Source organism: Rhodococcus sp. KB6, from assembly GCF_001445685.1.
GTDB lineage: Bacteria > Actinomycetota > Actinomycetes > Mycobacteriales > Mycobacteriaceae > Rhodococcus_F > Rhodococcus_F qingshengii.
In genome coordinates, this window is sequence record NZ_LNAK01000120.1 from 338,413 (window position 1) to 362,980 (window position 24,568).

Genomic DNA, 24,568 nt, shown 5'->3' on the forward strand with positions numbered 1-24,568 from the left:
GGCAACCAGGACAGGGAGAAGGTTGCTGCAGTGAGCACGTCCATCGTCGGTTTGTACGACCCCGCAGATGACAAGAGCAGTTGCGGGGTCGGGTTCATCACGCGCAAGGACGGCGTGCAGACCCACGATGTCCTGATCAAGGGGCGAGAAGCACTCTGCTCGGTACCGCACCGCGGCGGTATGTCTTCCGAGGGCGTCGGCGACGGCGGCGGTGTCTCGGTGGACCTCTCCCTCCGGTTCTTCCGCAAGGTCACCGGGCGCTCAGATCTCCGCGCCGGCCGCTTCTGCGTCGGCAACTTCTTCCTTCCGGACAACGATGCTCAGCATGCTCGTGCAGCCGCTCTGGTGGAACGCGAACTTCTGGACCGAGGCTTCACCACCCTCGCTGTGCGCAACGTGCCGGTCGACGACTCGGCGATTCGGCCGGCAGCCATCGCGCATCAGCTTCCGATCAGGCAGTGGATTTTCGAGGTCCCCACTCCGCGTCCCGAGCCTGCGGTTGTCGATCGCCTCGTGCACGAAGCTCTGCTCGCCATCGAAGCCATCGCGTACAACACCCCTGCACTACGCGGGTTGTACCCACTCTCGCTCAGCGCGCGAACTCAGGTTCTCAAGGGTCGCTTGAACTCCGACGAAGTGATCCCGTACTTCCGCGACCTGGTCGACCCCGATCACGCCGTGCACACGATGTACTTCCATACGCGGTTCTCGACCAACACGGACCCGCATCCCACGATGGCGCAGCCGTTCCGGTTCATGGCTCACAACGGAGAACTGAACACGGACAAGAAGAATCGGCTCTCCGAAGCTGCTGTCGCCAGTGCAAAACGACGTGCGATCGTCCGTCCGCCCGGCCAGTCCGACAGTTGCCGACTCGATCAGACCCTGGAAGCACGCGTCATCGAGGACAGTGTCGACCTGGTGACGGCTGTGGTCTCGATGATGCCGCCTGCCTGGGAAAACGACACCACCCTCTCCCCCGCAGTGCGTGCGATGTTCGAGTACTTCTCGCTGTACGAGGAGAAGAACGACGGACCGGCAGCGCTGGTGTTCGGCGACGGCACCATCATCGGTGCGCGCCTGGATCGCCTCGGTCTGCGTCCACTACGCACGATCGAGACACACGACTACGTGTGCGCATTCTCCGAAGCCGGACAGATCGCGTTCGCACCCGAGACGGTGATTCACCGTGGCCGCGTCGAGGCCGGCGGAATGTTGTACTTCGATCATCGCGATCGCCATACCTACACTGCCCGCGAAGCTCTGGAAAAGATTGCCGCTCAGCGCGACTACCAGTCGTTGCTGGAGCAATCGCGAATCCTGATCGAAGACATTCCCGCCGTGCCAGCGGAGAAAGTCAGCTCCCCGACCCGTTACAACGGCACCTTCGAGGTTCATCAGCGCTACATGGCGTACTCCCTGGATCAGGAAAGTTTCAAATTCCTGATGGATCCGATGCTCACGCACGGAGCCGAAAAGGTCTCCGCCATGGGTTACGGCAACGCCATCAACGCATTCAGCGACCGCGAAGGCGGTGTGGCACGTTACTTTTCGCAGCGATTCGCCCAGGTAACCAACCCTCCCCTCGACAGCATCCGTGAAGCGGACGGTATGACCCTCCGGGTCGCATTGGGTGCGAAGATGTCCCCCGGACAGGGCAAGCAGATCGTCATCGCCTCGCCGATCCTCGGGCACCTGGACATGCTCAAGATCCGCGAACAGAACCACACTCCGCACCGCCGCTTCGAAATGCTCTACCCCGCCGAGGGTGACGCGCAGGCAATGGTCGACGCGATGACCGCGCTCGGCGATGCTGTTGTAGCCTTCGCGGCCGAACAGGGCGGAATCGCAGTCCTGACCGACCGCCACGTATCTCACGAGCGCGCAACACTTCCCGCGATCATGGTCGTCGGAGCATTGAACCAACGCCTCATCGACGCGGGCCTGCGATTGCGCGTCTCTCTCATCGTCGAGAGCGGCCAGATCGAGTCCTCACACCACGTTGCGGCCGCACTCGGTTTCGGCGCTTCCGCCGTCTACCCGCTGTCCGTTCAGTTGCGAGCCGAGGAGAAGTTCGCCGCTGACCCGGATGCCGCGTTCCGACGCTTCGCGAAGGCCGCCGAGAAGTCCCTGATGAAGACGATGGGACGCGTCGGTCTGTGCACCGTCGAAAGCTACATCGGCGGAGAATTTTTCGAACCCAACTTCCTCGATACGTCCGACCCTGTTCTGCGCCAGTGGTTCCCCAACATGAAGTCACCGGTGGGTGGCGTCGGTTTCGACACCGTCGCGGTGACCTCGAAGCAGTGGCACGAGCGTGCGAGCGCAGTCGGGGGCGAGAAGGATCTGCCACTGCTCGGCCTGTTCAAGGAGCGTGCAGACGGCGCAGGGCATTCGTTCGGTACCACCGCGGTCCGTAAGTACGTCGAACTCACCGAAGAGAAGATCGCGTTCGACAGTCCCTCCGGAACAGAACAATTCGAGGCTCTACGTCTACTGCCGCTCGGACGGCTCGACGACGCCTTCCGCCTCGACGCCGGGGCATACCGGGCGACGAGCTTCGACCGGTTGACCACCGAGCAGATCGACGACTTCGACATCACCGCCGGGTACCGGGACTTTTCCACTGTCATGGCTGCGGAACGATCGCGTCGTCCAGCCGCGTTGCGCGATGTCATCTCCGTGCCCGGTGATGTCACATTTGCGGTGACGACAGCCGAGTTCACCGACCAGATCAGCCGATTCTCTGTGCGCGGCAACACAACGATCGTGATGCGCGGAGTCCAGTGTGAATCCGCCGCAGACGACCGGTACACACTTCGCCTGGACGGTCCATTGACCGACGACACCGCTCGGGTGGTAGCACTCGGCGATGCTCTTTCCGTCGCCTTTGCCGACGACGTCACCATCGAGGCCACCGACCCGGATCTGGTGCTGAATGCAACCGGTATTGCGGCAGAGTTCCTGTCCAAGCTGAGGGTCGCACCGGCAGGTGTACCTCTCTCCGAGGTACAGAGTGCAAGCGACATCACCCCGAAGTTGGCGTCGGGTGCCATGAGCCATGGCGCACTGAACGCTCCGGCGCACGAAGCCGTCGCGCACGGCACGAACATGGTCGGTGCGATGTCCAACAGCGGCGAAGGCGGCGAACACCTTTCGCGCCACGACACGATTCGTGCATCGCGCATCAAGCAGTTTGCATCCGGACGCTTCGGAATCTGGGCGGGCTACCTCGCCGATCCGATGCTCGAAGAGATCGAGATCAAACTCGGCCAAGGCGCAAAACCCGGTGAGGGCGGGCAGCTTCCGGCCGCCAAGGTCACCGTCGACATCGCTGCCGCCCGCGGCGGAACGCCCGGCGTCGAACTGGTTTCGCCGCCGCCTCACCACGACACGTACTCCATCGAGGACCTCGCTCAGCTCATCCACGACTGCAAGGCAGCTCGCATTCGGGTGATCGTGAAGTTGGTGTCCTCGGAAGGAATCGGCACCATCGCCGTCGGTGTCGCCAAGGCCGGCGCCGACGTCATCAACGTCGCCGGAAACACCGGTGGCACCGGCGCCGCTTCGGTGACCAGCCTCAAATACGCGGGTCGTGCGGCCGAGGTCGGTATCGCGGAGGTCCATCAAGCTCTGTGTGCCAACGGCCTTCGCCAGAAAGTCGTTCTGCGATGCTCGGGCGCGCATCAGACCGGCAGCGACATCATCACTTCCGCCCTACTCGGCGCAGACAGCTTCGAGTTCGGTACGTCGGCGCTGATGATGATGGGCTGCGTCATGGCCAAGAACTGCAACATCAAGTGCCCCGCCGGTCTGACCACCAACCCGGAACTGTTCGACGGCGATCCCCGCGCGATGGCGCAGTACCTTCTCAACATCGCTCACGAAACTCGGGAACTGCTCGCGAATCTGGGAATGCGGTCCCTTCAGGAAGCGCGGGGTCGAACGGATCTCCTGCATCTGCTCGATCACCCGTCTATTGTCGGCAATCTGAAGCTGGACGCGATGTTCGAGTCCGCCCCGGACATCACCATCGACAATCCTGTGTACCTCGAACGTGAGTACGCGCTCGACGAGAAGATCATGGACGAGGTTCGTACGGTGTTCTTCAACCGTGGCGAGGCCTCGGTCGCCGTGTCCGGACCTGAATTCGCCGAAGGTGCACTGCACCTGGGTAACCGGAACAAGAGCGTCGGTGGTCAGTTGGCGATCGACCTCGAACGTGAACTCAACTACGGAGCGGCCGGCCTTCTAGCTCCGGGAGTACTGACCGACGAGCGTGGGCGACGCTACCTGGCGCCGGGCAGCGTGCGCGTCCTGACGACCGGATCTGCGGGCCTGTCGTTCGGCGCATTCTGCAACGACGGCATGCACCTGGAACACACCGGGACATGTAACGACGGCGTAGGAAAGAGCATGAGCGGCGGCGTGATTGCCGTGCGCAGCCCAGGCGGCGGCTCCAGTGACGCCGGTGGAAACGTGTTGATCGGCAACTTCGCACTCTTCGGCGCCACCGGTGGACGAGTGTTCGTCGAAGGTGAAGCAGGCGATCGCTTCGCAGTTCGCAACTCCGGCGCCAGTGCTGTCGTCGAAGGTGTCGGAGACTTCGCCGGCGAGTACATGACCAACGGTGCTGTCGTGAATCTCGGCGAGTTCGGCAAGGGTGTCGGCAACGGCATGAGTGGTGGCTTCTTCTACCAGTACGACCCTCGTGGCGAACTGGCACTGCGAGCAAGTACCGATTCCGTACTGCTGGGTTCGATCACCGCTGCGACCGACCCTCTTGCCGCCGTCCACAACCACGCAGTACAACTCCTGCTCGAACTGCATGTGGAAGCAACGGGATCCGCGCTCGGCACCCGACTGCTCGAGAACTGGGAAGTCGAACAGCACTCGTTCGTCTACGCCATGCCCAAGGCACTGATGCTCTACCAGGACAGTGATGCAATCCTGGCTGCGAAGTCGCACAAAGAGCTCCTCGAAGAATTGGCGTCCGCCATCGCAGCACGTCAGGTCCGCACCTTCAAACTCGCAGTGCGCGACGGGCGCCCCGCACTGAACGGAGCAGTCCCTGCCTACGGCGAGACCGATACGGCGACGATGTATGCGCTGCTCAGTGAGTACACCGTGCTTCACTTCGCGCAACAACTCGCCACCGCCCGCACGCCGGGTGCGTCCGGACCCGACGATCCAGCAGTGCAGAAAGCGGCCCGAAACCTGGTGCTGACCGAGGACTTCGCCCTCGTCCAGCACTTGGTCAAGTACTCGAAAGAGATTCTGGCCGACTACGACGACGAACAGTTGGCTGCGCTGATTGCAGCCAAGCGGGTCGACGACTACAAGCAGGCGCTGAGCCTACGCAACGTGTTGGCCATGGACAGCCCGGCGACGTACGGGTGGATTCTGTTTCAAGACAACAAGAATCGGGACAAGCTCGGATCACTGCCGAACTTCGACGAACTGTTCGCTTCGCGCACGATCCCCGACCTGGTGTCCTGACCTCCTCCCCCGAACGTAGGTGAGCTTCAAAATGGAAATCCCGTACATCCCCGAATACGCACCGTTCAACGGCGACCAACGCGCGTGGCTTTCCGGATTCCTGGCCGGTCTACACTCACGAACTTTCATGCCCGGTCAAACCGGTGCTGCAACAGCGACAGTGGAGAGAACTGCCGGCGCAGCAGTGCACATCCTCTACGGAAGCCAGACCGGCAACGCGGAGTCCGTGGCCGAAGACGCGGCCGCAGCTGCTCGTGCCCACGGTCTCGAACCACTTGTCGCGAGTCTGGACACCGTGGATATCAATGCACTTTCCGCCATGCGCCGGGTGCTCGTCATCACCTCCACCTACGGCGAGGGCGAGATGCCCGACAACGCGCAGCTGTTCTGGGATGCAGTCGAATCCGAGAGCGCACCCAGATTGGACGGTCTCTACTTCGGCGTGCTCGCGCTCGGCGACACCAGCTACGACGGCTACTGCCAGTCGGGCAAGAACATCGACGCCCGCTTCGAAGCGCTCGGCGGGACCCGGGTTGTCGACCGCACCGATTGCGACGTCGACTACGAGGATCCGGCGGCCGAGTGGATCGTTCGGGCCGTCGCTGCGGTGGCCGGTGTCGACGGTGATGCGGGGGCCGCTGCCTCGCCGGTTGCGCCCGCTCAGACGAAGACCAAGTCCCAGTGGACTCGCAAGAACCCCTATCCTGCAACCGTCCTCGCCAACCGGCTGTTGTCCGGCGAGGACTCAGCCAAGGAAGTCCGCCACTTCACCTTTGCGCTCGGCGAGGACGGTCTGGACTACGAGGCCGGAGATGGATTGGGCATCCGCCCGATCAACGACCCCGCCCTCGTCGAGGCGATCATCCATCAGCTCGGTGTCAGCGGCGATTACGTGGTTACCGCGAAAGACGGCTCGTCCGCACCGTTGGACCAGGTGTTGACCAGCGACTACGAGATCTCCATTCCCTCGCGCGATTTGATCGAAGACATCGCCCGACGCAGCGGCGACGCCGAACTGCAGCACATTCTCGACACGGAAGATCGGGAAGCGCTCGATGCGTGGCTGTGGGGCAAGGACGTTCTCGATCTCCTCCAGTTGGACAACAGCATTCGCCTGAATCCCGAGGATCTGCTTACACTTCTTCGTCCGCTGCAACATCGGGTCTATTCGATCTCCTCCAGCCCGCTGGCCCACGACGGCACCGTCCATCTGACGGTAGCGAGTGTGCGCTACCGCTCGGGCGAGCGGGACCGCGGCGGCGTCTGCTCGACGTACCTGGCGGACCGCGTCGGCGAGGGAGATCGGGTCGGAGTTTTTGTCTCCAAGAACAATTCGTTCCGCCTACCTGCCGATGACACTACTCCCGTCGTGATGATCGGACCCGGCACCGGTATCGCACCCTTCCGCGCTTTCCTGCACGAGCGTCGCGCGCGCAACGCGTCGGGGCAGAATTGGCTCTTCTTCGGCGATCAGCATCAGTCGAGCGACTTCATCTACGAGGACGAGTTGAACGGGCTGACCCGTGACGGTGTCCTGACTCGCCTCGATCTGGCCTTCTCGCGCGATCAGTCCGAGAAGATCTACGTCCAGACTCGTATGCGCGAGCAGGGCCGAGACTTGTTCGACTGGCTCGAAAACGGTGCGCACGTGTACGTCTGCGGCGACGCCACTCGGATGGCAAAGGACGTCGACGACGCATTGCACGACGTGGTCGCGGAGCACGGCGGATTGGATGCGGACGCCGCCGAGGATTACGTCAACAACCTCAAACGATCGAAGCGGTACCTAAGGGATGTCTACTGAGATGTGCCCGCACCGTGGCGAATGTCGTTGCGCAGCTTTGGCACGCATGTCGGACCTGGACGCACTGCTTGCGCGTCCGGGGTTCCGTGGTGGACTGATCGACACCGCACCTGACGTAGTCGGCGAAATGTTGCCGCTCTTGGACGACACCGTAGCAATCACCGTCGCAGGCCCGGTGGCTGTCAACGACTCGGGCAAGTACTCCGTTCCGACAGTTCCCGGAGATCCGTTGGTCTGCACGCCCGGGCTCGTCTCTCTGCGTTTGAACGTTGCCTCCCTCGGCTCGGTGGTGACCACGGAAGCAGAGCAGCACATACCGCCGACGCTCCGCATTTTCGACATCCACGGATCAAGTTCACACACCACGTATTTGACCCCGGCCTCGGATCGTCTCGCCTTCGAAGCGATGCGAACTGCGCCGAGCACTGCGAGGGAAACAAGCCCTCCCATCCAGACGTCGAATACGCCCGCATTCTGGGCCGAAGCCGATCAGCTGACACAGCTCGACTTCATCCTCGCGGACGGCGGCAGCGAACGTCGTAGCGGCCTGGTCGCTCTGGGCGCCCTCGGTTACCGGCGAGTCGATCCTCACCTCGTGGCTGCCGGGATGGAGCACCTGTCCTACCACCAACTTCCCGTCACGACCGTCGTCGCCGGGAACGGATGCCTGCAGATCCACCGTGGTGACCTCGACGCCGCAGCCATGTTCGGGGGGACGCTGACTTTGGCGTCCGACACCTGCCGGACGATGATCGACCTGAATGGTGTCTCGGAGTGCTGGCTGACTCGCACCCACGGCGTTCACGGCCTGACCAGCTCGATCGAGATGTACGACTTCCGCCGCAAATGCGTGGCAGTCTTCACCCAAACGGGTCCAACCGAACCCGCAGTCATGGGCGTGTGGGAAGACGTCATGAGTTCCATCTCGGCCGCATCCTGACACCGACAGATGCTGTGCGAGTGTAAGAAATCGGCGTACGGCGATAACCACATGGAGCCATCGACCCCTAACCTTAGGTCTCGGTCATTTGTCGTGCCTGCACCCTGAAGCTGATTCAAGGAGTTATCCATGCCCCGCCCTCTCGTCGAACCGTCGCTGGTCCCGGCCTTGCGCCCGGCGCTGCCTGCATTGGCTGCCGGGGTCGTCGCGGCCGCAGCGTCGGGGGTCGCGATGCTCGGGGCGCTCTGGTGCGTCGTGCAACTCATCGGTGAACCGTCGATGAGCTGGGCCGGGTGGGCATGTGCGCTATGGCCCGTGGGCGTCGCGCTCGCTGCCACATCGTCGTGGCTCTCGCACCACGCGGAATCGCTTTTCGAGGCAAGGGTTCGCCGCCAACTCGCAGCTCATCTCGTTCGACTGCCCGCAAGCACACTGTCCCGCTACAGCGGAGACGCACTGCGGAGGCTCGTTTCGGACGACATCTCGGCGCTGCACCATATGACTGCGCACCTACCGGCAGAGTTCGCCACACTCATCGTGGTCCCCGCGGTCACGATCGCGGCGTTAGTTGCCTCAGCCGGCCCCGTGGCGCTTCTCGCTCTGGCTCCCGGCATCGTGGCAGCTCTGTTCTACCTGGTCGTGATCCCCCGAATGGCCGCTCGGCACAGCGCTGAAAGCGCAGATGTCATGGGCGACATCGTGACTGCCGTGGACGACTATGCCCGCGGCATCCGCGTCTGCCGGATCTACGGCGCGCAGACCGGCGCTGCCGCCGACTATGCAGAATCGACAGCACGGTTCACCCGGGGAATGCAGGAGCGCGTTCGACTCGTGGCTACCCCTGCGGCCGTCGCCGTTGCCCTCATGCAGGCGACGGCGACGTTCGCGATCGCCTATGCCGTCGGATTTCACTGGGATGCAACGACGTTGGCCGCCACCATTCTCTTCAGCCTCGCAATCGTGACACCGGCCCTGCGACTCGGGCACGGCCTCGACTACGTCGCGGCTGGACGCTCTGCTGCGGTCCGGCTCGCCACTGCCCTGAACGAACCCACTCTCCCTGCCGGTGAAGCACTCACCGTTCCGGCGGCGAGTCCCTCCGACCACCTGGAGATCGTCGACCTGACTGTCACGATCACGGACCGCAGAGTCGTCGACGGCGTCACGCATGCATTCCGCCCAGCCGCGATCACTGCGATCACGGGACCGAGTGGAGCGGGCAAGTCGACGCTCCTGAAAGCATTGGCCGGCTTCGAGATCCCGGAACTGGGTACCGTCCGCTACGCAGGTCGTAGCATCACCGCGATCGACGAGAACCTGCGGCCACCGTCCGTTCTGCTCACACCCCAGGGCGCAGACGTGTTACCTGCCACGGTGCGCGAGAACATCGCGCTGGCCGCCCCCGATGCAACGGACGCGGAATACACCGCCGCACTACGCCGGGCACAGATCGACGTCAGCCTCGATGCCGACGCCACTTCACTCTCCGGAGGAGAACGTCAGCGCGTCGGGCTTGCTCGGGTGTTCCTCTCGCCCGCAGCAGTACTGCTGCTCGACGAGCCGACCAGTGCACTCGACGATCGCACGGCCGCCGAACTGCTGAAGGAATTGCGACACCTCGCACATGACGAAGGAAAGACGATTGTGATCGTCACCCACGACCCCGCTCTTGCAGACGATGCCGACGATCGACTCGACCTCGGCGGTCGAAACGTGAACGACGCTGCCTCGCACAGTGCAGCCCTGACTGGAGCCGAATAATGAACAGCGCCAATGTAGCCCGACGACGCTTGATCACCATCGGACTCGGTTGGGTGTCCGTCGCTGTCCTCGAGGCGATCGCGTACACCACCCTCGCGCTCTCGATCGCTGATCACCGGTCGCCGGTTCTCGTCCTGGCCACGGCCACCATCGCTCTATTCGTGACCGTCCTGGTCTCGCGGGGCGGTTACTTCACCGGGGCTCGACTCGTCGGCGATCTCTACGACGCTCTCGGCGATGCCTTCGCCCGTGCGAAACTGTCCTGGTTCACCGACGACAACCGGGCACTGCTCGCCACCGTCGCCGGGCGCGGGATCCCGTCGCTGATGAGTGTTCCCGCGCACCAACTTCAGACCTTCCTGGTTGCACCGCTGATCCCGCTGCTCCTGCTTCCTGGGATCGCGGTCGTCGCGGGGCCAGGTGTCATGCTGCTCGTCGGTGGACTGCTCGCCGTGTCGCTCGCCGCTCAGACGCTGGCCCAGCGTGCGCTCAGCCGAGCGGACGAGCGCCGACACGAAGCCGAGCTCGCAGCAACTCAGTCGACACTCGAACTCACCGATCATCTCGAATTACTGCGTACGGCAGCCGGTCCCACACGTTCCATCGAACGAATCGAGCGAAGCTGGCGGAATCAGGAAGCCGCGCTTGCACGGACAAATCTCGCCGCGGCACCAGCGACATTCATCTCGGCGATCGCCACCATTGTGCCGTTGGCAGGTGCAGTGATTTTCCTCGCTGCCACCGGATTCGACGATCCCGCAGCCGCTCTCGCGCTTGTCATCCTCACCGCCCGCGCCGCTGCGCCGCTCGACGAACTCGCCCTGGCCGGAATCGGAGTCAACGAGCTGCGCGCAACGGTTCGCGACTACCGCACAGCGACTTCGGCTCCCGCACTGGCCGAGCCCGCACCCCGGGACGCCGCGCGCCCTGTTGGAACTGACATCGAGGTCGCCGGGGTAGACCACGCTCCGGTTCTGCGCGGCATCACCGCGAAGATCCCCGCGGGTGAGCGAGTTCTCGTCGCAGGACGCTCGGGTACGGGGAAAAGCACACTTCTCGGGCTGCTAATGCGCTTCGACGATCCTGACCAAGGCAGCGTCACTCTGGGCGGAGTTTCATTGCGCGACTTGCCCTACGACGCTCTGGCGGCACATATCGGCTACGTGCCGCAGGACCCACTCGTGTTCTCGGGCACCCTCGGGGAGAACATCGGACTTGGAAGACCGGGCGCTACCGAAACCGAGATCGAGGACGCCGCAAGGCGCGCTGCCCTCGGCGCCGTTCTCGACCGCTCGACGCTCGGCATTCATCAGGACATCGGACACCAGGGTGCCGCTCTCTCCGGTGGCGAACGTCAGCGGGTGGCGATCGCTCGCGCCTTCCTCAAAGACGCTCCCGTCCTGGTTCTCGACGAAGCCACCTCGGCCCTCGACGAGGCCACCGAGCGCCGTATCGCCGGCGCCGTGCGGGAACTGGCGGCCACCGTCTTCGTCGTCACCCACCGCGACCCCGCCATCTGGGAGCCCACCCGCACGATCACCCTCTGACATCGCATGCCCTAGTGCTCGCGTTGCAGTCCCTCAACTTCGGCAGGTGTCCGACGGATAACCCTTGCCGGCGATCCAGCAGCAACGACGTGATCAGGAATGTCATGCAAGACCACACTTCCCGCGCCGATCACGGCGTTGTGACCGATCGAAACTCCTGCACCGACAGTGACTGAGGCGCCGAGCCACGTGTTCTCACCGATGACGATCGGAGCAGCCCGCTCCCATCCCTCGCGGCGCCGTCGATGATCATCGACAGGGTGCAACGCTGTCATCAGCTGGGCTCCAGGCCCGATCCTCACGTCCGCGCCGATCGTGATCAGCGCATCATCCATGAAGAACCCGTTCGCGTTGACGAATGCGTTGGCTCCGAGCCGAATGTTGTGTCCGTAGCTGCATTGGAACCGCGGCACCACCAAAGCTCCGTCACCTACCTCACCAAAAAGGCTGGCGAGAGCCCGTGAGCGGACAGCGTCGTCGTCCGCCGCAGCCCCATTGAACGAGTCGAGTCGACGCCAACACTCCAGCCGCCGCTGCCTCAGCTCGTCATCATCGAGATACCACTCACCACGAGCAAGACGATCCGCCTGTTCTCCCACACTCGGATCGTCGCACACCGCGCCACGGCACCCCTGTTGGGCGCGTTGCACCCGACAAAGCGCTACAACAGAAGGTCTTCCATGCCGCCCAATTTCTCGAGCTCAGCTCAGCCGCTCGATGATGGTGACGTTCGCGGTCCCGCCACCCTCACACATGGTTTGGAGTCCGTACCGTCCATCAATGCGGTCCAACTCGTGCAACATCGTGGCGAACAACTTGGTGCCAGTGGCCCCAAGAGGGTGGCCCAATGCGATTCCACCACCGTTGGGATTGACCCGGGAGGGATCTGCACCCGTCTCGATCAACCAGCTCAGAACTACCGAAGCGAATGCCTCGTTCATTTCTACGGTATCCATCTGGCCGATCGCCATGCCGGATTTCGCCAGTGCATACTTCGTCGCGGGTATCGGCGCCGAGAGCTGCAGCATCGGATCGTCGCCGCGCACGCTCATATGATGAATGCGCGCACGTGGCTTCAATCCATGAACCTCGAGCGCCTTCTCGGAGACAATCAGGGCCGCTGATGCGCCGTCACAGATCTGCGAAGCCACAGCAGCCGTCAGCAACGAGCCATCCCTCAATGCGGGCAGTGCAGCCATCTGCTCCATGGATGTCTCTCGTGGGCATTCGTCAACGACGCATTGGCCCAATGACACTGTCTCACGCTCGAATCGGCCGTCTGTGATGGCAGCACGGGCACGCTGATGCGATTGCAGTGCCCACTCCTCCATGTCTTCACGGCTGATACCCCATTTCTTGGCAATCAGGTCGGCGCCGACGAACTGTGAGATTTCGGCCTCGCCGAATCGTGCTGCCCACCCCCGGGACTTGCTGAAGGGCGTGTCGAATCCGTACTCGTTGCCGGCACGCATCGCCGCCGAGATAGGAATCGAGGACATGTTCTGCACACCGCCGACAAGCACCACATCTTGGGTCCCGGCCATGACCGCTTGCGCTGCGAAGTGGACGGCTTGCTGTGAAGATCCGCATTGTCTGTCGACTGTCGTTCCTGGGATGTCCAACGGTAGGCCTGCTGAAAGCCAGGCAGTGCGGGCAATGTTGCCCGATTGCGGCCCGATAGCGTCGACACAACCGAAGATCACATCGTCGACGGCCATCGGGTCCAGTCGAGTGCGGTCGAGAATCGATGTGATCACGTGGGCCCCCATGTCCGCTGGGTGCTCTCCTGCGAGCGAGCCGTGCCGTTTACCCACCGGAGTGCGGAGCGCATCGACGACATAAGCCTGAGGTGCAACCATACGAACTCCTTCGAAATCGAACTTTGTCGGGCTTTCGATGTCGCACACACTCTAGCGATCAAGCATTTGTTTGGTAGATGAAACGTGATTTCGAGACCCGCAGCCACCACCACAGGATTGGTCTCCGCACTTCTATCCAACGAAATCCACTGCTGTCGCAATCATTCGACAGTTAGAGGCTCGACCCCCAAACGCGGCTTGGCTGCCCACGCCGCAGACCCCTCACGCCAGCGTGAAACCGCGAAAGATGCGAGAACAGCTGCGGGAGTGCATCTTCGAGCGGAACGAGCGCATCATCCATATCCATTGCCTTCCCTGAGAAATCGTTCAGCCCGCCTTGCGAACAACACCAGCTTTGTCGAGCTACACCGCAAGCCGGCTGGCCGATGGCTGGAAAGTTAGTACTTTCGGTGGAGCCCAGCATGATTGGGCTATTCACCGCCCAATACAGACTTCGTATACCGATACGCGTTGCAGGACAACGATTCTACAAACGGTCACGCACTCAGCGATTCACGAACCGCCGCTGGCTCGAAAACTGGATCCCCTTGCGGTAATTGCGCTCCGGGTAGAGCATGGGCACCACACCGTCTTCGATTACCGGAGGTTACCGTGACGAATCTCGTACGCCGATTATCTGCCTGCGTATCCATAGTGGCCGTTTCGGTTCTCGCGCCCGCAGCCGTTGCCTCCGCTGCGGTCACCGTTCCGTTCCAAATCAACCCGGCGCCGTTCGGGAACCCAAACGGCAGCTTCGACGCACCCCCTGTCCACTGTGTGGCGGTAGTCGGCGAACAACCTGGCACGGTGACGATCACCGGCGCCAAAGACGAGCGGTGGGGTTGCATGCTTTCGACGGAAGTGCGCTGGATGAACCTCTCGACAGGAGCCTCCGGCTCCGGTCGGCTTTCTGGCGACAACCAAGGAACCCCGGGAGAGGCAACCCTGCAGACTGGAGCCGGGCAAGTTGCCGTCGCCATATTGCCTGCCGCCGGACCTGTCACCCCGGGTTTCGCAACCTTCTTCGTCCCATAGGCAACCCTCAAACCCGGGACACCTGCTGTACGAACGACCTGTCGCCACACAATCGTGTGGCGACGGGTGAGGGCTTTCCGTTCTCCAGTTGTACGCCTACAGCTTCGCGCTGATGAGCGGCACGATATGTTCAGCCGCCCACATCGTTCCGATCGGGCCACCGCTCGTGATTGCCCACAGAACGTCGCCACCGTCGGCGGTGCGAGGAGGCAGAGCGACCCAACGACCGGAGGACACCGCTCCCAGCGCTTGGAAGAGCTTCCCGCCGGTCAGCTTGTCGAAATCCTCCTCGCTGCCGGCGGCACTGCGGCCGATCAGCAGGAAGTCCGCATCGATGTTCTCGAGAAGTTCCTCGCCGACAGTGCTTTGGGTGACGAACTCCTGTGCACGCGGGTTCTCGGCAAAACCGAGCTCGCCCAAGAAAGTTGCCGGAGCCGAATCGGGCGCTGAAAGGTACTGCAGCCCATTGCCGGTTCCGTAGAAGATCGCCCAGGTTGCGGTCAGGCCAGTGAGTTCAGGGTTCTCCTGACGCACCTTCGCAAAATACCGATCATGGTCCGCCACGATCTTTTCGGCTGCCTTCGAGAGGTCGAGTGTCTCGCCGAGTACGCGGATCGATTCCTTCCACGGCACGAGCATCCGCGACTTCGTGTCGGGGCTCGTCACCACCGGTGCGATGGAGGACAAACGTTCGTAGTAATCGCCCATCGACAAACCACCCAGGCCGTCGGCCCAGCCGACGGCGACGATGAGGTCAGGTTCGCTCGCGGCGATCGCTTCGACGGGAAGTGTGCCGCCCATCGCGAACTCGAAGGTGTCGAGATCCTCTGCGCCGTAAGGCAGCAAGTACGACTGGGAAGCCGACTCCTTGACCATCGACGAGGAGAGAACGGGTTTGACGCCGAGCGCGAGGAGCATTTCCGTGTCGACGGCATTGGGGACGATTGCGGCAACCCGCTCCGGGCGCTTCTCGAGAATACTTGTACCATATGGCGATTCCAGGGTCAGCGGGTAAGTAGTCGTTCCTTCCGCAGCGGGAAGGGCGTTCCCCTCCGAACCGGGAGTGGACGCCGTTTTCGAGTTTTCGGCCGAGGCCGAGCACCCGGACACAAGGAGCGCTGCGGCGAGCGCGGCCCCGATCAGTCCGATGATCCGTGATCGTCTGGTGCGCAGGACTGTCATTTCTGCCTTTCGGTGTTATCGAGCGCTTCGGTCTTACCGAGCGATGGAGCCGGGTCAGGAATCTGTGCGCACTGTGTCGCTGCGTTTCCAGTAGCCGGTGAAATCGATGTCGGTCTTCGCAATTCCTCGATCACGAATCAAATGACGCCGAAGCGAGCGAATCGTCGCCTGTTCGCCTGCAAGCCAAGCGAATACGCGTCCGTCAGGCCATTCGACTGCACTGACCGCGTCGAGCAACAAAGAAGTAGTGCCGGGCTCCGCCCCCTCGCGTGGCAACCACGTGACACTCACCCCGGGCAACTCGCGCACCGATTGAATGTGAGCCGAGTCCGCAATTTCGACGAACACATGCCCCCTGGCATCGGCAGGCAATTCCTCGAGCAGACGTGCGATCGCAGGTAGCGCCGTCTCGTCACCGACGACGAGCAGATACTCGCAATCTTCCGGGAGTCCCTGCGATACAGAGGGACCCGCGATGTGCATTCGGTCGCCCGGGCCGGCGTCGCGCGCCCAGGTGGTAGCAACTCCACCGCCGTGAACGACGAAATCGACGTCAAGTTCCCTTGTTCGCGGATCGTAACGGCGCACGGTGTACGCGCGGGCAAGTGGACGGCGTCCCGCTGCGAAAGTCACAGTGCCGTCGACTATCACCGGCAAGACCGGATCGGTTTCGCCAGGATAGGCGAACAACAATCGGAGGTCGTCGTCGAAGCCGGTGCTGACGAAGGCGGGCTCGGCAAAGCCGTCGGGGTTTGTGAAGGTGTCGAGCTGCGCTCCGGTGAGCGTCACTCTCCGCATGCCCGGCGTCACGTCTGTCACCCGACGTACCTCGAGTTCACGCAAGGTGACTGAGTACGCTGTTGTCGGACGGGTGTTTCGGGGCACGGAAAGACTCCTCGGAAGCGCACAGACGGGGGGTTCGACCCACGCTCGATCACGGCGGAAGGGCCATTGAATAAAGCTAGCCTCCCCTAATCGGTTACGGTTATCCGTGCGTGCCGACTTCTTACACTCATCGGTGGCTGCGTGAGAAAGCATCTGAATCGGGAGGGCATACGTGGGACCACGGTTGGTGTTCTCCGCGGGCGAAGTCCCCGAGATCCCCGCGTCCCGACTCTCCTCGATCGCGAATGCACGTGAGCCACTGCTCTTCTGGGTACACACCGGACACGCGGAACTACAGATCGGCGACCGCACCCGCAGCGTGACCGCTGGGGCGGCAACCTGGGTGCCCGCGGGAATCGCCTACAGCATCCGAGTCGACCCGGGAGCGGTCGCGTTTCCCATTCCGATGCCCGCTGCCGACCTGCCGCCCACGTTGAACCGGATCATCGATTTCGAGATCCCGGCAGCCTGGCAGGACTGGCTCGTCCACCAGTTCGCGCACAACTTGGGATTTCTGCGCGGTGGGGCGACTGTGGGAGCCGGACTACTCGAGCTTGTCGCGGGGGCCCATTCCAACGACGCCGACGCTTCGGTGTCGTACGCCCCACCGAATTTGCCACGCTCGGCCGAGACCCTCGAGATCGCTCGCACGCTTCTACGGACGCCAGCCGACGACACGGAGCTTTCCCAGTTCGCCCGGCAACTCAAGATCGGCGTCCGCACCCTGCAGCGCCGATTCACGGAGGAGACGGGGTTGCCTTTCGCGCGTTGGCGCACCTCGGCTCGGATCGCGGCAGCAATCGCATACCTGAACTCCGGCCGCGAAATCGGATGGACGGGTGGGCAGGTCGGATTCGCGACGCCCGCGGGATTCACCCGTGCCTTCCGTGAACACACCGGTGTGACACCCAGTGACTACACACGTGCAAACCAAGGCTCAGCGCCGATCCATGAGAACGAGACCTTGGCACAGAGCGTCGCACTCTTGTCCGAGGAAGGCGCCCACTCAGGCTCGGCGCCGATACCGCCGACGATTCCCGCAAGCGGAACGTGGGCCAGGGTCAACAACTTTCACGTCATCGTCTGGATCTACCGAGGCTCCGCCCGGGTCACTTTCGGCGACCGAACCTGGAATCTGAGGCGGGGCGACGCGATGTGGCTTCCCGCGGGAGTACGCAACAGCGTCGAGATCGCGGAGGGTTCGCTTCTACTTCCGCTCGGATCCCAGCCTGGCGACTCTCCCGTCACTGCACCGCCGCCACGAGTGCTGCACTTCGCGCGCGAAGCGGAGGCGTATCTGTTACACACGGTCGTTGCGAATTACACCCTTCTGCGCCCCGAAATCCATGACCCAGCGAGGATCTCGAGGCTGATCCGAAACAGCGCGGCGACGCGGACACCCGGCGGCCGAACCGATCCTGTCGAAACGATCCTTACCGCACTCCGCGCGGACCCCACCGATTCGCGCACGCTGCCGGAGTGGAGCGCTCGACTCGGCGTCGACGAGGGCCTGCTCCACAAACGCTTCGTAGCGGCCACCGGCCAGAGCTTCCCGCGCTGGCGCGGTCAGTTGCGGATGACCCTCGCCCGCGCTTATCTCGAGGAGGGCTTCTCGGCCGGAGAGACCGCCCGTCGACTCGGCTACGCGCACGCGTCCGGATTCACCAAGGTCTTCATCGGTGCCCACGGCATGTCGCCCCGGGACTACCAGCGCCGTGGATGGCGGGGAACGGTCGAAGGACTCATCGACTCGTGACCTTCCGACGGATGAGTCCTTCGATCCGTCGTGTCGCCCGCCGAAACGGTCTCGAACTGGCACTACTTCCTTGACTAAATTTTCAGTCAAGGTTTACGCTCCATGCAAGCAGGACGCGGACCGGGCGCGCACGCACACAGCACAAGGAGTCACCGAAATGCAAAGACGTCGGTTCATTCAGGCAGGCGCCGCTGCGCTCAGTGGCCTCTTTTTGGCAGGTTGCGGCGATTCCGACTCAGCCTCGCGCGGGAGCGATGGCAACAACGATCTTCGCGAGTGGGTGATGCCTGAAGAGGGGGATCCGCACAAGCGCACCTGGATGGCGTTCGGTGCCAGCGAAGCGATCTGGGGAGCAGCCCTCCTGCCCGAGGTCCAGCGCAACCTCGCGACGATCGCGCAGACCATCGCGCAGTTCGAGCCCGTCTCGATGCTTGTTCGTTCCGAGCAACTGGACTTGGCTCGCTCCCTCGTCGGCCCATCGGTCGAACTGATCGCCGCGCCTCTCGACGATCTCTGGATGCGCGACACCGGCCCTGTATTCGTGAAAGGCAACGGGACCAAAGCGGGTATCGATTTCAACTTCAACGGCTGGGGCGAGAAGCAGGATTTTGATCAGGACGGCCAGGTCGCAGCCTTCGTTGCCGCCCGTGCGGGAGTCGAATCATTGCCTACCGACCTGATCCTCGAAGGCGGCGGCATCGAGGTCGACGGCGAAGGCACAGCCATCATCACCGAAAGCTGTGTACTCAACAACAACCGCAACCCGGGATGGTCGAAGTCGGACGTCGAGGCCGAACTCGGCCCCCTGCTCGGTCTCGACAAGATCATCTGGCTACCGGGAATCGCCGGCAAGGACATCACGGACGGCCACACGGACTTCTACGCCCGTTTCGCACGCCCAGGTGTCGTGGTCGCAGGCCTCGACACAGACCCGGAGTCGTTCGACCACGACGTGACCGCACGTCACCTCGAGATTCTCCAGAACGCGACCGACGCACAGGGACGGAAGCTGGAAGTGGTGGTCCTCGAGGCGCCGGTCGCGATCAGGCCCGACTTCGAATCGGACGATTTCGCAGCCGGATATATCAACTTCTACGTATGCAATGGGGCGGTCATCGCACCCGAGTTCGGTGACCCCGAGGCCGACCAGGCCGCCAGAAGTGAATTGGAGCGCCTCTTCCCCGACCGCCGTGTCGTGCAGATCAACATCGACGCCATCGCCGCGGGTGGTGGCGGCATTCACTGCACCACCCAGCAGGAACCCGCGGACTAGAAACCTGTCCCGACCACCCTCGTAGAATTCGGACTCGTGTCGAACCGCCAAACGCAAATCTTGGAAGCAGCAGTCCGCGTCATTGCCCAACACGGCGTACGCGGGCTGAGGGTGGAGACGCTCGCTGCCGAGGCCGGAGTGTCGACGGCACTCATCTACTACCACTTCCAGAACCGTGCAGGTGTGCTGCGCCGGGCCCTCGATCACATCAACGATCGCGCCGCGCTGTACACCGAAAGTGCCTTCACGGAGACAGACCCTCGTGCGCAGCTCGAGCAGATGCTCCTGCTGGAGTTTCAGAATGCCCCGAAGATTCGAGAGAACAGCATCGCCTGGGGTGAACTCCGAGCAAGCGCAGTCTTCGCCGACGAACTGCGCGAACCGCTACGCACCACGACGCAAGAGTGGGCAGACGACGTCGAATCTTTGATCCGCCAAGCGCAGGACGCCGGACTCGCTGACCCGAAGGCAAGCCCGGCCGACGCCGCCGAGCGACTCACCGCCCTGGTCGAGGGTTTGAGTGAGCGCTGGCTGAGCGGCTCGATCCCCATCGAACGAGCCAGAGAACTGCTCACCGGCGCGATCAGTGTGGAGATCGATCCGAGCTAGCCTCTACCGCTCGCCGACGCCCTTCGATTCCGGAGACAGAGCCGGGAACCAGATGTCGGTCAGAACTTCGGCGGCCTGAATCCGCGTCACATCGATTGTCCCCTGCACGGCCCAGCGTGTGAAGAATCGCTCCAACTGACTCACGAGCAGTTCGACGCGCAACCGTGCCTCGTCGTGCTGTTCCTCCGGCCAACGGCCCAGGTACTTGGGCATGGCATTCGGTAGTTGGGTCATACCGTCTCGCGCTGTCTCGCGGAACTCCGGTTCGAGTGCCACGGCCTCGTCCCAGGCCGGCAGCAGGCGTTTGTTCTCGTCGAACCAGTCGAAGGCACGCTCCAGCCAAGCCGTGAATTCCACGCGAGAGTTCGTGTCGAGAACCCGATCGAGATCGATGTAGAAAGCGAACGCACTCGCCGCCATCCCGGCCGCGCCGATCGTCTTGAGCATCTCCACCTTGCTGGCGAAATGCACGTAGAACGTGGCTCGACTGCATCCGACGACCGAGGCGATGTCGTCGACCGTGACAGCCGCGTATCCCCGTTCCTCGAACAGAGTGCGTGCGGCGTCCACGAGTTTGGCCCGCGTCGCGCGTTTCTGCTCGTCGCGAAGTGTTCCCCGCCTGTTCTTCGGGCCGTCCGTAGTCGTGCTCACGTCGCCCACCTTGCTCGCATTTCAACCTCCTGGCAAATCACCGACTCGCCGTCACCAAAAAACATTGCGTCATTCATTGACACAACGTCAGCGAATGGCGCACTATGACTCAAGTCACTTCTCGGGCTTCGATTCTTCTTCTCGCACGCCCGAGACAGAACAGAAAGCGATGGCGAATGAGCCCCTCCCCCTTGCCGAGCGTGTGCATCATCGGCGCCGGGCCTACCGGAATCACGACGGCCAAGCGAATGAAGGAATTCGGAATACCCTTCGACTGCTACGAAGCGTCCGACGAGGTCGGCGGAAACTGGTACTACAAGAATCCCAACGGGATGTCGGCCTGCTACCAGAGCCTGCATATCGACACGTCGAAGTGGCGCTTGGCATTCGAGGACTTCCCGGTCTCCGCTGACCTTCCCGACTTCCCGCACCACTCCGAACTCTTCCAGTACTTCAAGGACTACGTCGAGCACTTCGGACTGCGTGAGTCGATCATCTTCAACACCAGTGTTGTTGCAGCAGAACGTGATACAGACGGGCTGTGGACCATCACGCGCTCGGACGGCGAAGTTCGCACCTACGACGTCCTGATGGTCTGCAACGGACATCATTGGGATCCCAACATCCCGGACTACCCAGGTGAGTTCGACGGGGTCCTCATGCACAGCCACAGCTACAACGACCCGTTCGACCCGGTCGACATGCGCGGCAAAAAGGTAGTCGTGGTCGGAATGGGCAACTCCGGCTTGGATATTGCCTCCGAACTGGGCCAGAGATACCTCGCCGACAAGCTCATCGTGTCGGCTCGCCGTGGAGTCTGGGTACTGCCGAAATATCTCGGCGGTGTACCCGGCGACAAACTGATCACCCCGCCCTGGATGCCGCGTGGTCTACGACTGTTCCTGAGTCGTCGATTCCTCGGCAAGAATCTGGGAACGATGGAAGGCTACGGTCTGCCGAAGCCGGACCACCGCCCCTTCGAGGCCCACCCGTCGGCCAGCGGCGAGTTCCTCGGACGCGCCGGGTCAGGCGACATAACCTTCAAGCCTGCCATCACCAAACTCGACGGAAAGCAGGTTCACTTCGCGGACGGCACCGCCGAGGACGTCGACGTGGTCATCTGCGCCACCGGCTACAACATCAGCTTCCCCTTCTTCAGCGATCCGAATCTGCTGCCGGACAAAGACAACCGATTCCCACTGTTCAAACGAATGATGAAGCCCGGCATCGACAACCTCTTCTTCATGGGACTGGCGCAGCCCATGCCGACACTCGTCAACTTCGCCGAGCAGCAGAGCAAGCTCGTCGCGGCCTACCTCACCGGTAAATACCAACTGCCGTCTGCGAACGAGATGCAGGAGATCACCAAGGCCGACGAGGCGTACTTCCTCGCCCCCTATTACAAGTCGCCGCGGCACACCATCCAGCTCGAGTTCGATCCCTACGTCCGCAACATGAACAAGGAAATCGCCAAGGGCACCAAGCGTGCTGCGGCCTCCGGAAACAAGCTACCTGTTGCCGCGCGTGCAGCAGCACACGAACTCGAGAAGGCGGATCGCGCATGAGTCTGGTGAACGGTCACTGCGACAACGAGTTCGACGCCGTCCGAGCGGCTTTCGAGGCTCAACTCGAATCCGGTGAAGAACTCGGCGGCTCCGTTGCCATCACCGTCGACGGAGAATCCGTGGTCGATCTCTGGGGCGGGTACGCCGACGAATCCCGTACCACTCCATGGGGCAGCGACACCATCGTCAACACGTTCTCCATCACCAAGACCATGACGGCCCTGTGTGCGCTCCTGCTGGTCGAACGCGGCCAATTGGACGTGTACCAGAAAGTTGCTCACTACTGGCCCGAATTTGCGGCAAACGGTAAGGAAGACATCGAAGTTCGCCACCTCCTGTCGCATACGTCTGGCGTCTCCGGTTGGGAGCGCCCGATCGAACTGACGGACATCTACGACCTCGAGGCGTCCACCGCTCGCCTCGCTACCCAGAAGCCTTGGTGGACCCCGGGTACGGCGTCGGGCTATCACGCGATCAACTACGGCCATCTCGTCGGTGAGGTCATTCGTCGCATCGACGGGCGAACTCTCGGCAGGTTCTTTGCCGAAGAGCTTTCCGGTCCACTGGGAGCCGACTTCCATATCGGCACGTCCGCAGAGCATTTCGGTCGAATCGCCACCATGGTTCCGCCGCCCGCGTTGGAGTTCGACCTGTCCACGCTCGACCAGGACAGCATCTTCATCAAGACCCTGACCTGCCCACTGCTCGACTACCCCGAGGTCAACACCGCACCCTGGCGGGAAGCCGAGATCGGCGCAGTCAACGGCCACGGCAACGCACGTTCTATCGCTCGGGTCCAATCCCTGATCTCGAACGGTGGTGTGCTCGACGGCCGGAAGCTGCTCTCGCAGAGCACCATCGACCTGATTTTCGAGATCCAAGCCGACGGTATCGATCTCGGGATCATGACACCACTCAAGTTCGGCATCGGCTACGGACTGCCACATCCGGTTACCGCGCCACTGATTCCCGACGGACGCGCCTGCTGGTGGGCAGGTATCGGCGGCTCGATGCTGGTCAACGATCTGGACCGACGGATGACCTTCGCCTACGTCATGAACAAGATGGCACCGGGTCTGATCGGATCCGACCGCAGCAACGCGTACCTGAGCGCCGCATACAACTCCGAGGTCAGCGAGGTCAGCTCATGAAGGCAGCCCAGCTCATGGGGCCCGGGCTCCTGGAAATCAACGACGTGCCGGTCCCGGAGATCGGCCCGTCGGAACTACTGATTCGGGTGGGCGCAGCGGGAATCTGCCACTCCGATCTCCATCTCCTGCACTTTCCGTACAAGATGCGCGAAGAACCGCTGACGATCGGCCACGAAATTGCCGGAACGATCGAAGCCGTCGGGAGTGGCGTCGACGGCCGTTCCGTCGGAGAGCGTGGCGTCGTCTACCTCTGTTGGTCATGTGGACAGTGCCGAGAATGCATGAGCGGCAACGAGAATATGTGCCTCGCCGCTGGACGCACCGCGATGCCGCCCTGCCCCGGACTCGGCCCTGAGGGCGGGATGGCCGAGTACGTCAAGATCCCGGCTCGCTCCTTCGTACCCATCGGCGACCTCGACTTCCTGCAGGCCGCACCACTCGCCGATGCAGCGCTGACGAGCTACCACGCCATTCGCGGTGCCCGCGAACATCTCCAGCCCGGTGCCACCGCCGTCGTGATCGGCGTCGGCGGACTCGGTCACGTTGCAGTACAGATACTTCGCGCGATCAGTGCCGTGCGCATCATCGCCGTCGATGTCGGACAGGATCAACTCGATCTCGCCAAACGTTGCGGCGCCGACATCACGCTCGAATCGGGACCGGACACCGCGCAGCACATCCTCGACCTCACATCGGCCAGAGGCGCAGAAGTCATCTTCGACTTCGTCGGTATCGACGCAACTGCACAGATGTCCGTTCAAGCGGTTGCGCCGAACGGCGCGTATCGCATGGTAGGTCTCGGAGGCGGAAACCCCGGAATCACTGCCGAAGCTGCCGGCGGACCAGGCTGGCCGTGGGGCGCATCGATCCGGAAGTCGTACGGCGGCACCAGAAACGACCTCGTCGATTCCATCGCCCTGGCACAGGCCGGTCTGGTAACGGTAGAAGTAGCCCGCTTCGACCTCGCTGATGCCCGCGACGCACTCGACCGTCTCGAACACGGCAAGGTCACCGGACGCGCAGTGCTCGTACCCTAATCTTCGAAAGGCAC

The 24,568-nt window shown here is 62.7% G+C and carries 17 protein-coding genes; 12 read left to right on the forward strand and 5 right to left on the reverse strand.

Annotated elements, in window-relative coordinates; all coding sequences use genetic code 11:
• Positions 1 to 30 precede the first annotated feature (30 nt).
• The 5 genes from ASU23_RS17995 (at position 31) to ASU23_RS18015 (ending at position 11,551) form a co-directional block, all read left to right on the forward strand.
• Entirely contained in the window at positions 31 to 5,499 is a 5,469-nt protein-coding gene (locus ASU23_RS17995; RefSeq protein WP_058038396.1) for a glutamate synthase-related protein, read from the forward strand.
• A 31-nt stretch (positions 5,500 to 5,530) separates the two neighbouring features.
• Positions 5,531 to 7,303 carry a sulfite reductase subunit alpha gene (locus ASU23_RS18000; protein ID WP_058038397.1) on the forward strand — a complete coding sequence of 591 codons (1,773 nt, stop codon included), beginning with the start codon at positions 5,531 to 5,533 and terminating at the stop codon, positions 7,301 to 7,303.
• 46 nt (positions 7,304 to 7,349) lie between these two features.
• Positions 7,350 to 8,243: a hypothetical protein gene (locus ASU23_RS18005; RefSeq protein ID WP_058038398.1), complete on the forward strand. Its 894-nt coding sequence runs from the start codon at positions 7,350 to 7,352 to the stop codon at positions 8,241 to 8,243.
• 129 nt (positions 8,244 to 8,372) lie between these two features.
• The gene (locus ASU23_RS18010) at positions 8,373 to 10,004 is read left to right on the forward strand and encodes an ABC transporter ATP-binding protein (protein ID WP_058038399.1); all 1,632 of its coding nucleotides are present in this window, start codon (positions 8,373 to 8,375) and stop codon (positions 10,002 to 10,004) included.
• Positions 10,004 to 11,551: an ABC transporter ATP-binding protein gene (locus tag ASU23_RS18015; RefSeq protein ID WP_050655002.1), complete on the forward strand. Its 1,548-nt coding sequence runs from the start codon at positions 10,004 to 10,006 to the stop codon at positions 11,549 to 11,551. Before ASU23_RS18010 ends, ASU23_RS18015 begins: the two co-directional genes overlap by 1 nt.
• An 11-nt stretch (positions 11,552 to 11,562) precedes the next feature.
• On the opposite strand, the gene ASU23_RS18020 is transcribed toward ASU23_RS18015, so the two are convergent.
• Positions 11,563 to 12,150, reverse strand: coding sequence for a sugar O-acetyltransferase (locus ASU23_RS18020; protein ID WP_037126297.1), 588 nt, complete (start codon positions 12,148 to 12,150; stop codon positions 11,563 to 11,565).
• A 102-nt stretch (positions 12,151 to 12,252) separates the two neighbouring features.
• Entirely contained in the window at positions 12,253 to 13,410 is a 1,158-nt protein-coding gene (locus ASU23_RS18025) for an acetyl-CoA C-acetyltransferase (RefSeq protein WP_058038482.1), read from the reverse strand.
• A gap of 654 nt (positions 13,411 to 14,064) precedes the next feature.
• On the opposite strand from ASU23_RS18025, the gene ASU23_RS18030 reads away from it, so the two are divergent.
• Positions 14,065 to 14,445 carry a hypothetical protein gene (locus ASU23_RS18030; protein WP_050655001.1) on the forward strand — a complete coding sequence of 127 codons (381 nt, stop codon included), beginning with the start codon at positions 14,065 to 14,067 and terminating at the stop codon, positions 14,443 to 14,445.
• A gap of 96 nt (positions 14,446 to 14,541) precedes the next feature.
• On the opposite strand, the gene ASU23_RS18035 is transcribed toward ASU23_RS18030, so the two are convergent.
• Positions 14,542 to 15,627: an ABC transporter substrate-binding protein gene (locus tag ASU23_RS18035; RefSeq protein ID WP_030536179.1), complete on the reverse strand. Its 1,086-nt coding sequence runs from the start codon at positions 15,625 to 15,627 to the stop codon at positions 14,542 to 14,544.
• A gap of 54 nt (positions 15,628 to 15,681) precedes the next feature.
• Complete coding sequence (locus ASU23_RS18040) at positions 15,682 to 16,512, reverse strand: siderophore-interacting protein (RefSeq protein ID WP_054826748.1); 831 nt, start codon at positions 16,510 to 16,512, stop codon at positions 15,682 to 15,684.
• Positions 16,513 to 16,684: 172 nt separating this feature from the next.
• Here ASU23_RS18040 and ASU23_RS18045 point away from each other — a divergent pair, with 172 nt between their 5' ends.
• The 3 genes from ASU23_RS18045 (at position 16,685) to ASU23_RS18055 (ending at position 20,150) form a co-directional block, all read left to right on the forward strand.
• Positions 16,685 to 18,268, forward strand: coding sequence for an AraC family transcriptional regulator (locus ASU23_RS18045; RefSeq protein ID WP_003943174.1), 1,584 nt, complete (start codon positions 16,685 to 16,687; stop codon positions 18,266 to 18,268).
• Between the two features lie 157 nt (positions 18,269 to 18,425).
• The gene (locus ASU23_RS18050; protein ID WP_058038400.1) at positions 18,426 to 19,541 is read left to right on the forward strand and encodes an agmatine/peptidylarginine deiminase; all 1,116 of its coding nucleotides are present in this window, start codon (positions 18,426 to 18,428) and stop codon (positions 19,539 to 19,541) included.
• Between the two features lie 36 nt (positions 19,542 to 19,577).
• Positions 19,578 to 20,150: a TetR/AcrR family transcriptional regulator gene (locus ASU23_RS18055; protein ID WP_007730294.1), complete on the forward strand. Its 573-nt coding sequence runs from the start codon at positions 19,578 to 19,580 to the stop codon at positions 20,148 to 20,150.
• Positions 20,151 to 20,153: 3 nt separating this feature from the next.
• Here ASU23_RS18055 and ASU23_RS18060 read toward each other — a convergent pair whose 3' ends face one another.
• Positions 20,154 to 20,810: a TetR/AcrR family transcriptional regulator gene (locus tag ASU23_RS18060; RefSeq protein ID WP_058038401.1), complete on the reverse strand. Its 657-nt coding sequence runs from the start codon at positions 20,808 to 20,810 to the stop codon at positions 20,154 to 20,156.
• Positions 20,811 to 20,977: 167 nt separating this feature from the next.
• Here ASU23_RS18060 and ASU23_RS18065 point away from each other — a divergent pair, with 167 nt between their 5' ends.
• From ASU23_RS18065 to ASU23_RS18075, 3 genes are read left to right on the forward strand one after another with little or no spacing between them, the layout of a single operon-like run.
• On the forward strand, positions 20,978 to 22,366 hold the full coding sequence (locus ASU23_RS18065; RefSeq protein ID WP_007730290.1) for an NAD(P)/FAD-dependent oxidoreductase: 1,389 nt from the start codon (positions 20,978 to 20,980) through the stop codon (positions 22,364 to 22,366).
• Positions 22,363 to 23,517, forward strand: a complete 1,155-nt coding sequence (locus ASU23_RS18070) for an EstA family serine hydrolase (protein WP_042451628.1) — start codon at positions 22,363 to 22,365, stop codon at positions 23,515 to 23,517. The genes ASU23_RS18065 and ASU23_RS18070 overlap by 4 nt, the downstream gene beginning before the upstream one ends.
• On the forward strand, positions 23,514 to 24,554 hold the full coding sequence (locus ASU23_RS18075; protein WP_030536186.1) for an NAD(P)-dependent alcohol dehydrogenase: 1,041 nt from the start codon (positions 23,514 to 23,516) through the stop codon (positions 24,552 to 24,554). Before ASU23_RS18070 ends, ASU23_RS18075 begins: the two co-directional genes overlap by 4 nt.
• The last annotated feature ends 14 nt before the right edge of the window (positions 24,555 to 24,568 follow it).

Bases quoted from the DNA above. Each gene is read 5' to 3' on its own strand.
- ASU23_RS18000 (WP_058038397.1), top strand. From the start codon at position 5,531: ATGGAAATCCCGTACATCCCCGAATACGCACCGTTCAACGGCGACCAA.
- ASU23_RS18005 (WP_058038398.1), top strand. From the start codon at position 7,350: ATGTCGGACCTGGACGCACTGCTTGCGCGTCCGGGGTTCCGTGGTGGA.
- ASU23_RS18010 (WP_058038399.1), top strand. From the start codon at position 8,373: ATGCCCCGCCCTCTCGTCGAACCGTCGCTGGTCCCGGCCTTGCGCCCG.
- ASU23_RS18015 (WP_050655002.1), top strand. From the start codon at position 10,004: ATGAACAGCGCCAATGTAGCCCGACGACGCTTGATCACCATCGGACTC.
- ASU23_RS18025 (WP_058038482.1), bottom strand. From the start codon at position 13,410: ATGGTTGCACCTCAGGCTTATGTCGTCGATGCGCTCCGCACTCCGGTG.
- ASU23_RS18035 (WP_030536179.1), bottom strand. From the start codon at position 15,627: ATGACAGTCCTGCGCACCAGACGATCACGGATCATCGGACTGATCGGG.
- ASU23_RS18050 (WP_058038400.1), top strand. From the start codon at position 18,426: ATGCAAAGACGTCGGTTCATTCAGGCAGGCGCCGCTGCGCTCAGTGGC.
- ASU23_RS18065 (WP_007730290.1), top strand. From the start codon at position 20,978: ATGAGCCCCTCCCCCTTGCCGAGCGTGTGCATCATCGGCGCCGGGCCT.
- ASU23_RS18070 (WP_042451628.1), top strand. From the start codon at position 22,363: ATGAGTCTGGTGAACGGTCACTGCGACAACGAGTTCGACGCCGTCCGA.
- ASU23_RS18075 (WP_030536186.1), top strand. From the start codon at position 23,514: ATGAAGGCAGCCCAGCTCATGGGGCCCGGGCTCCTGGAAATCAACGAC.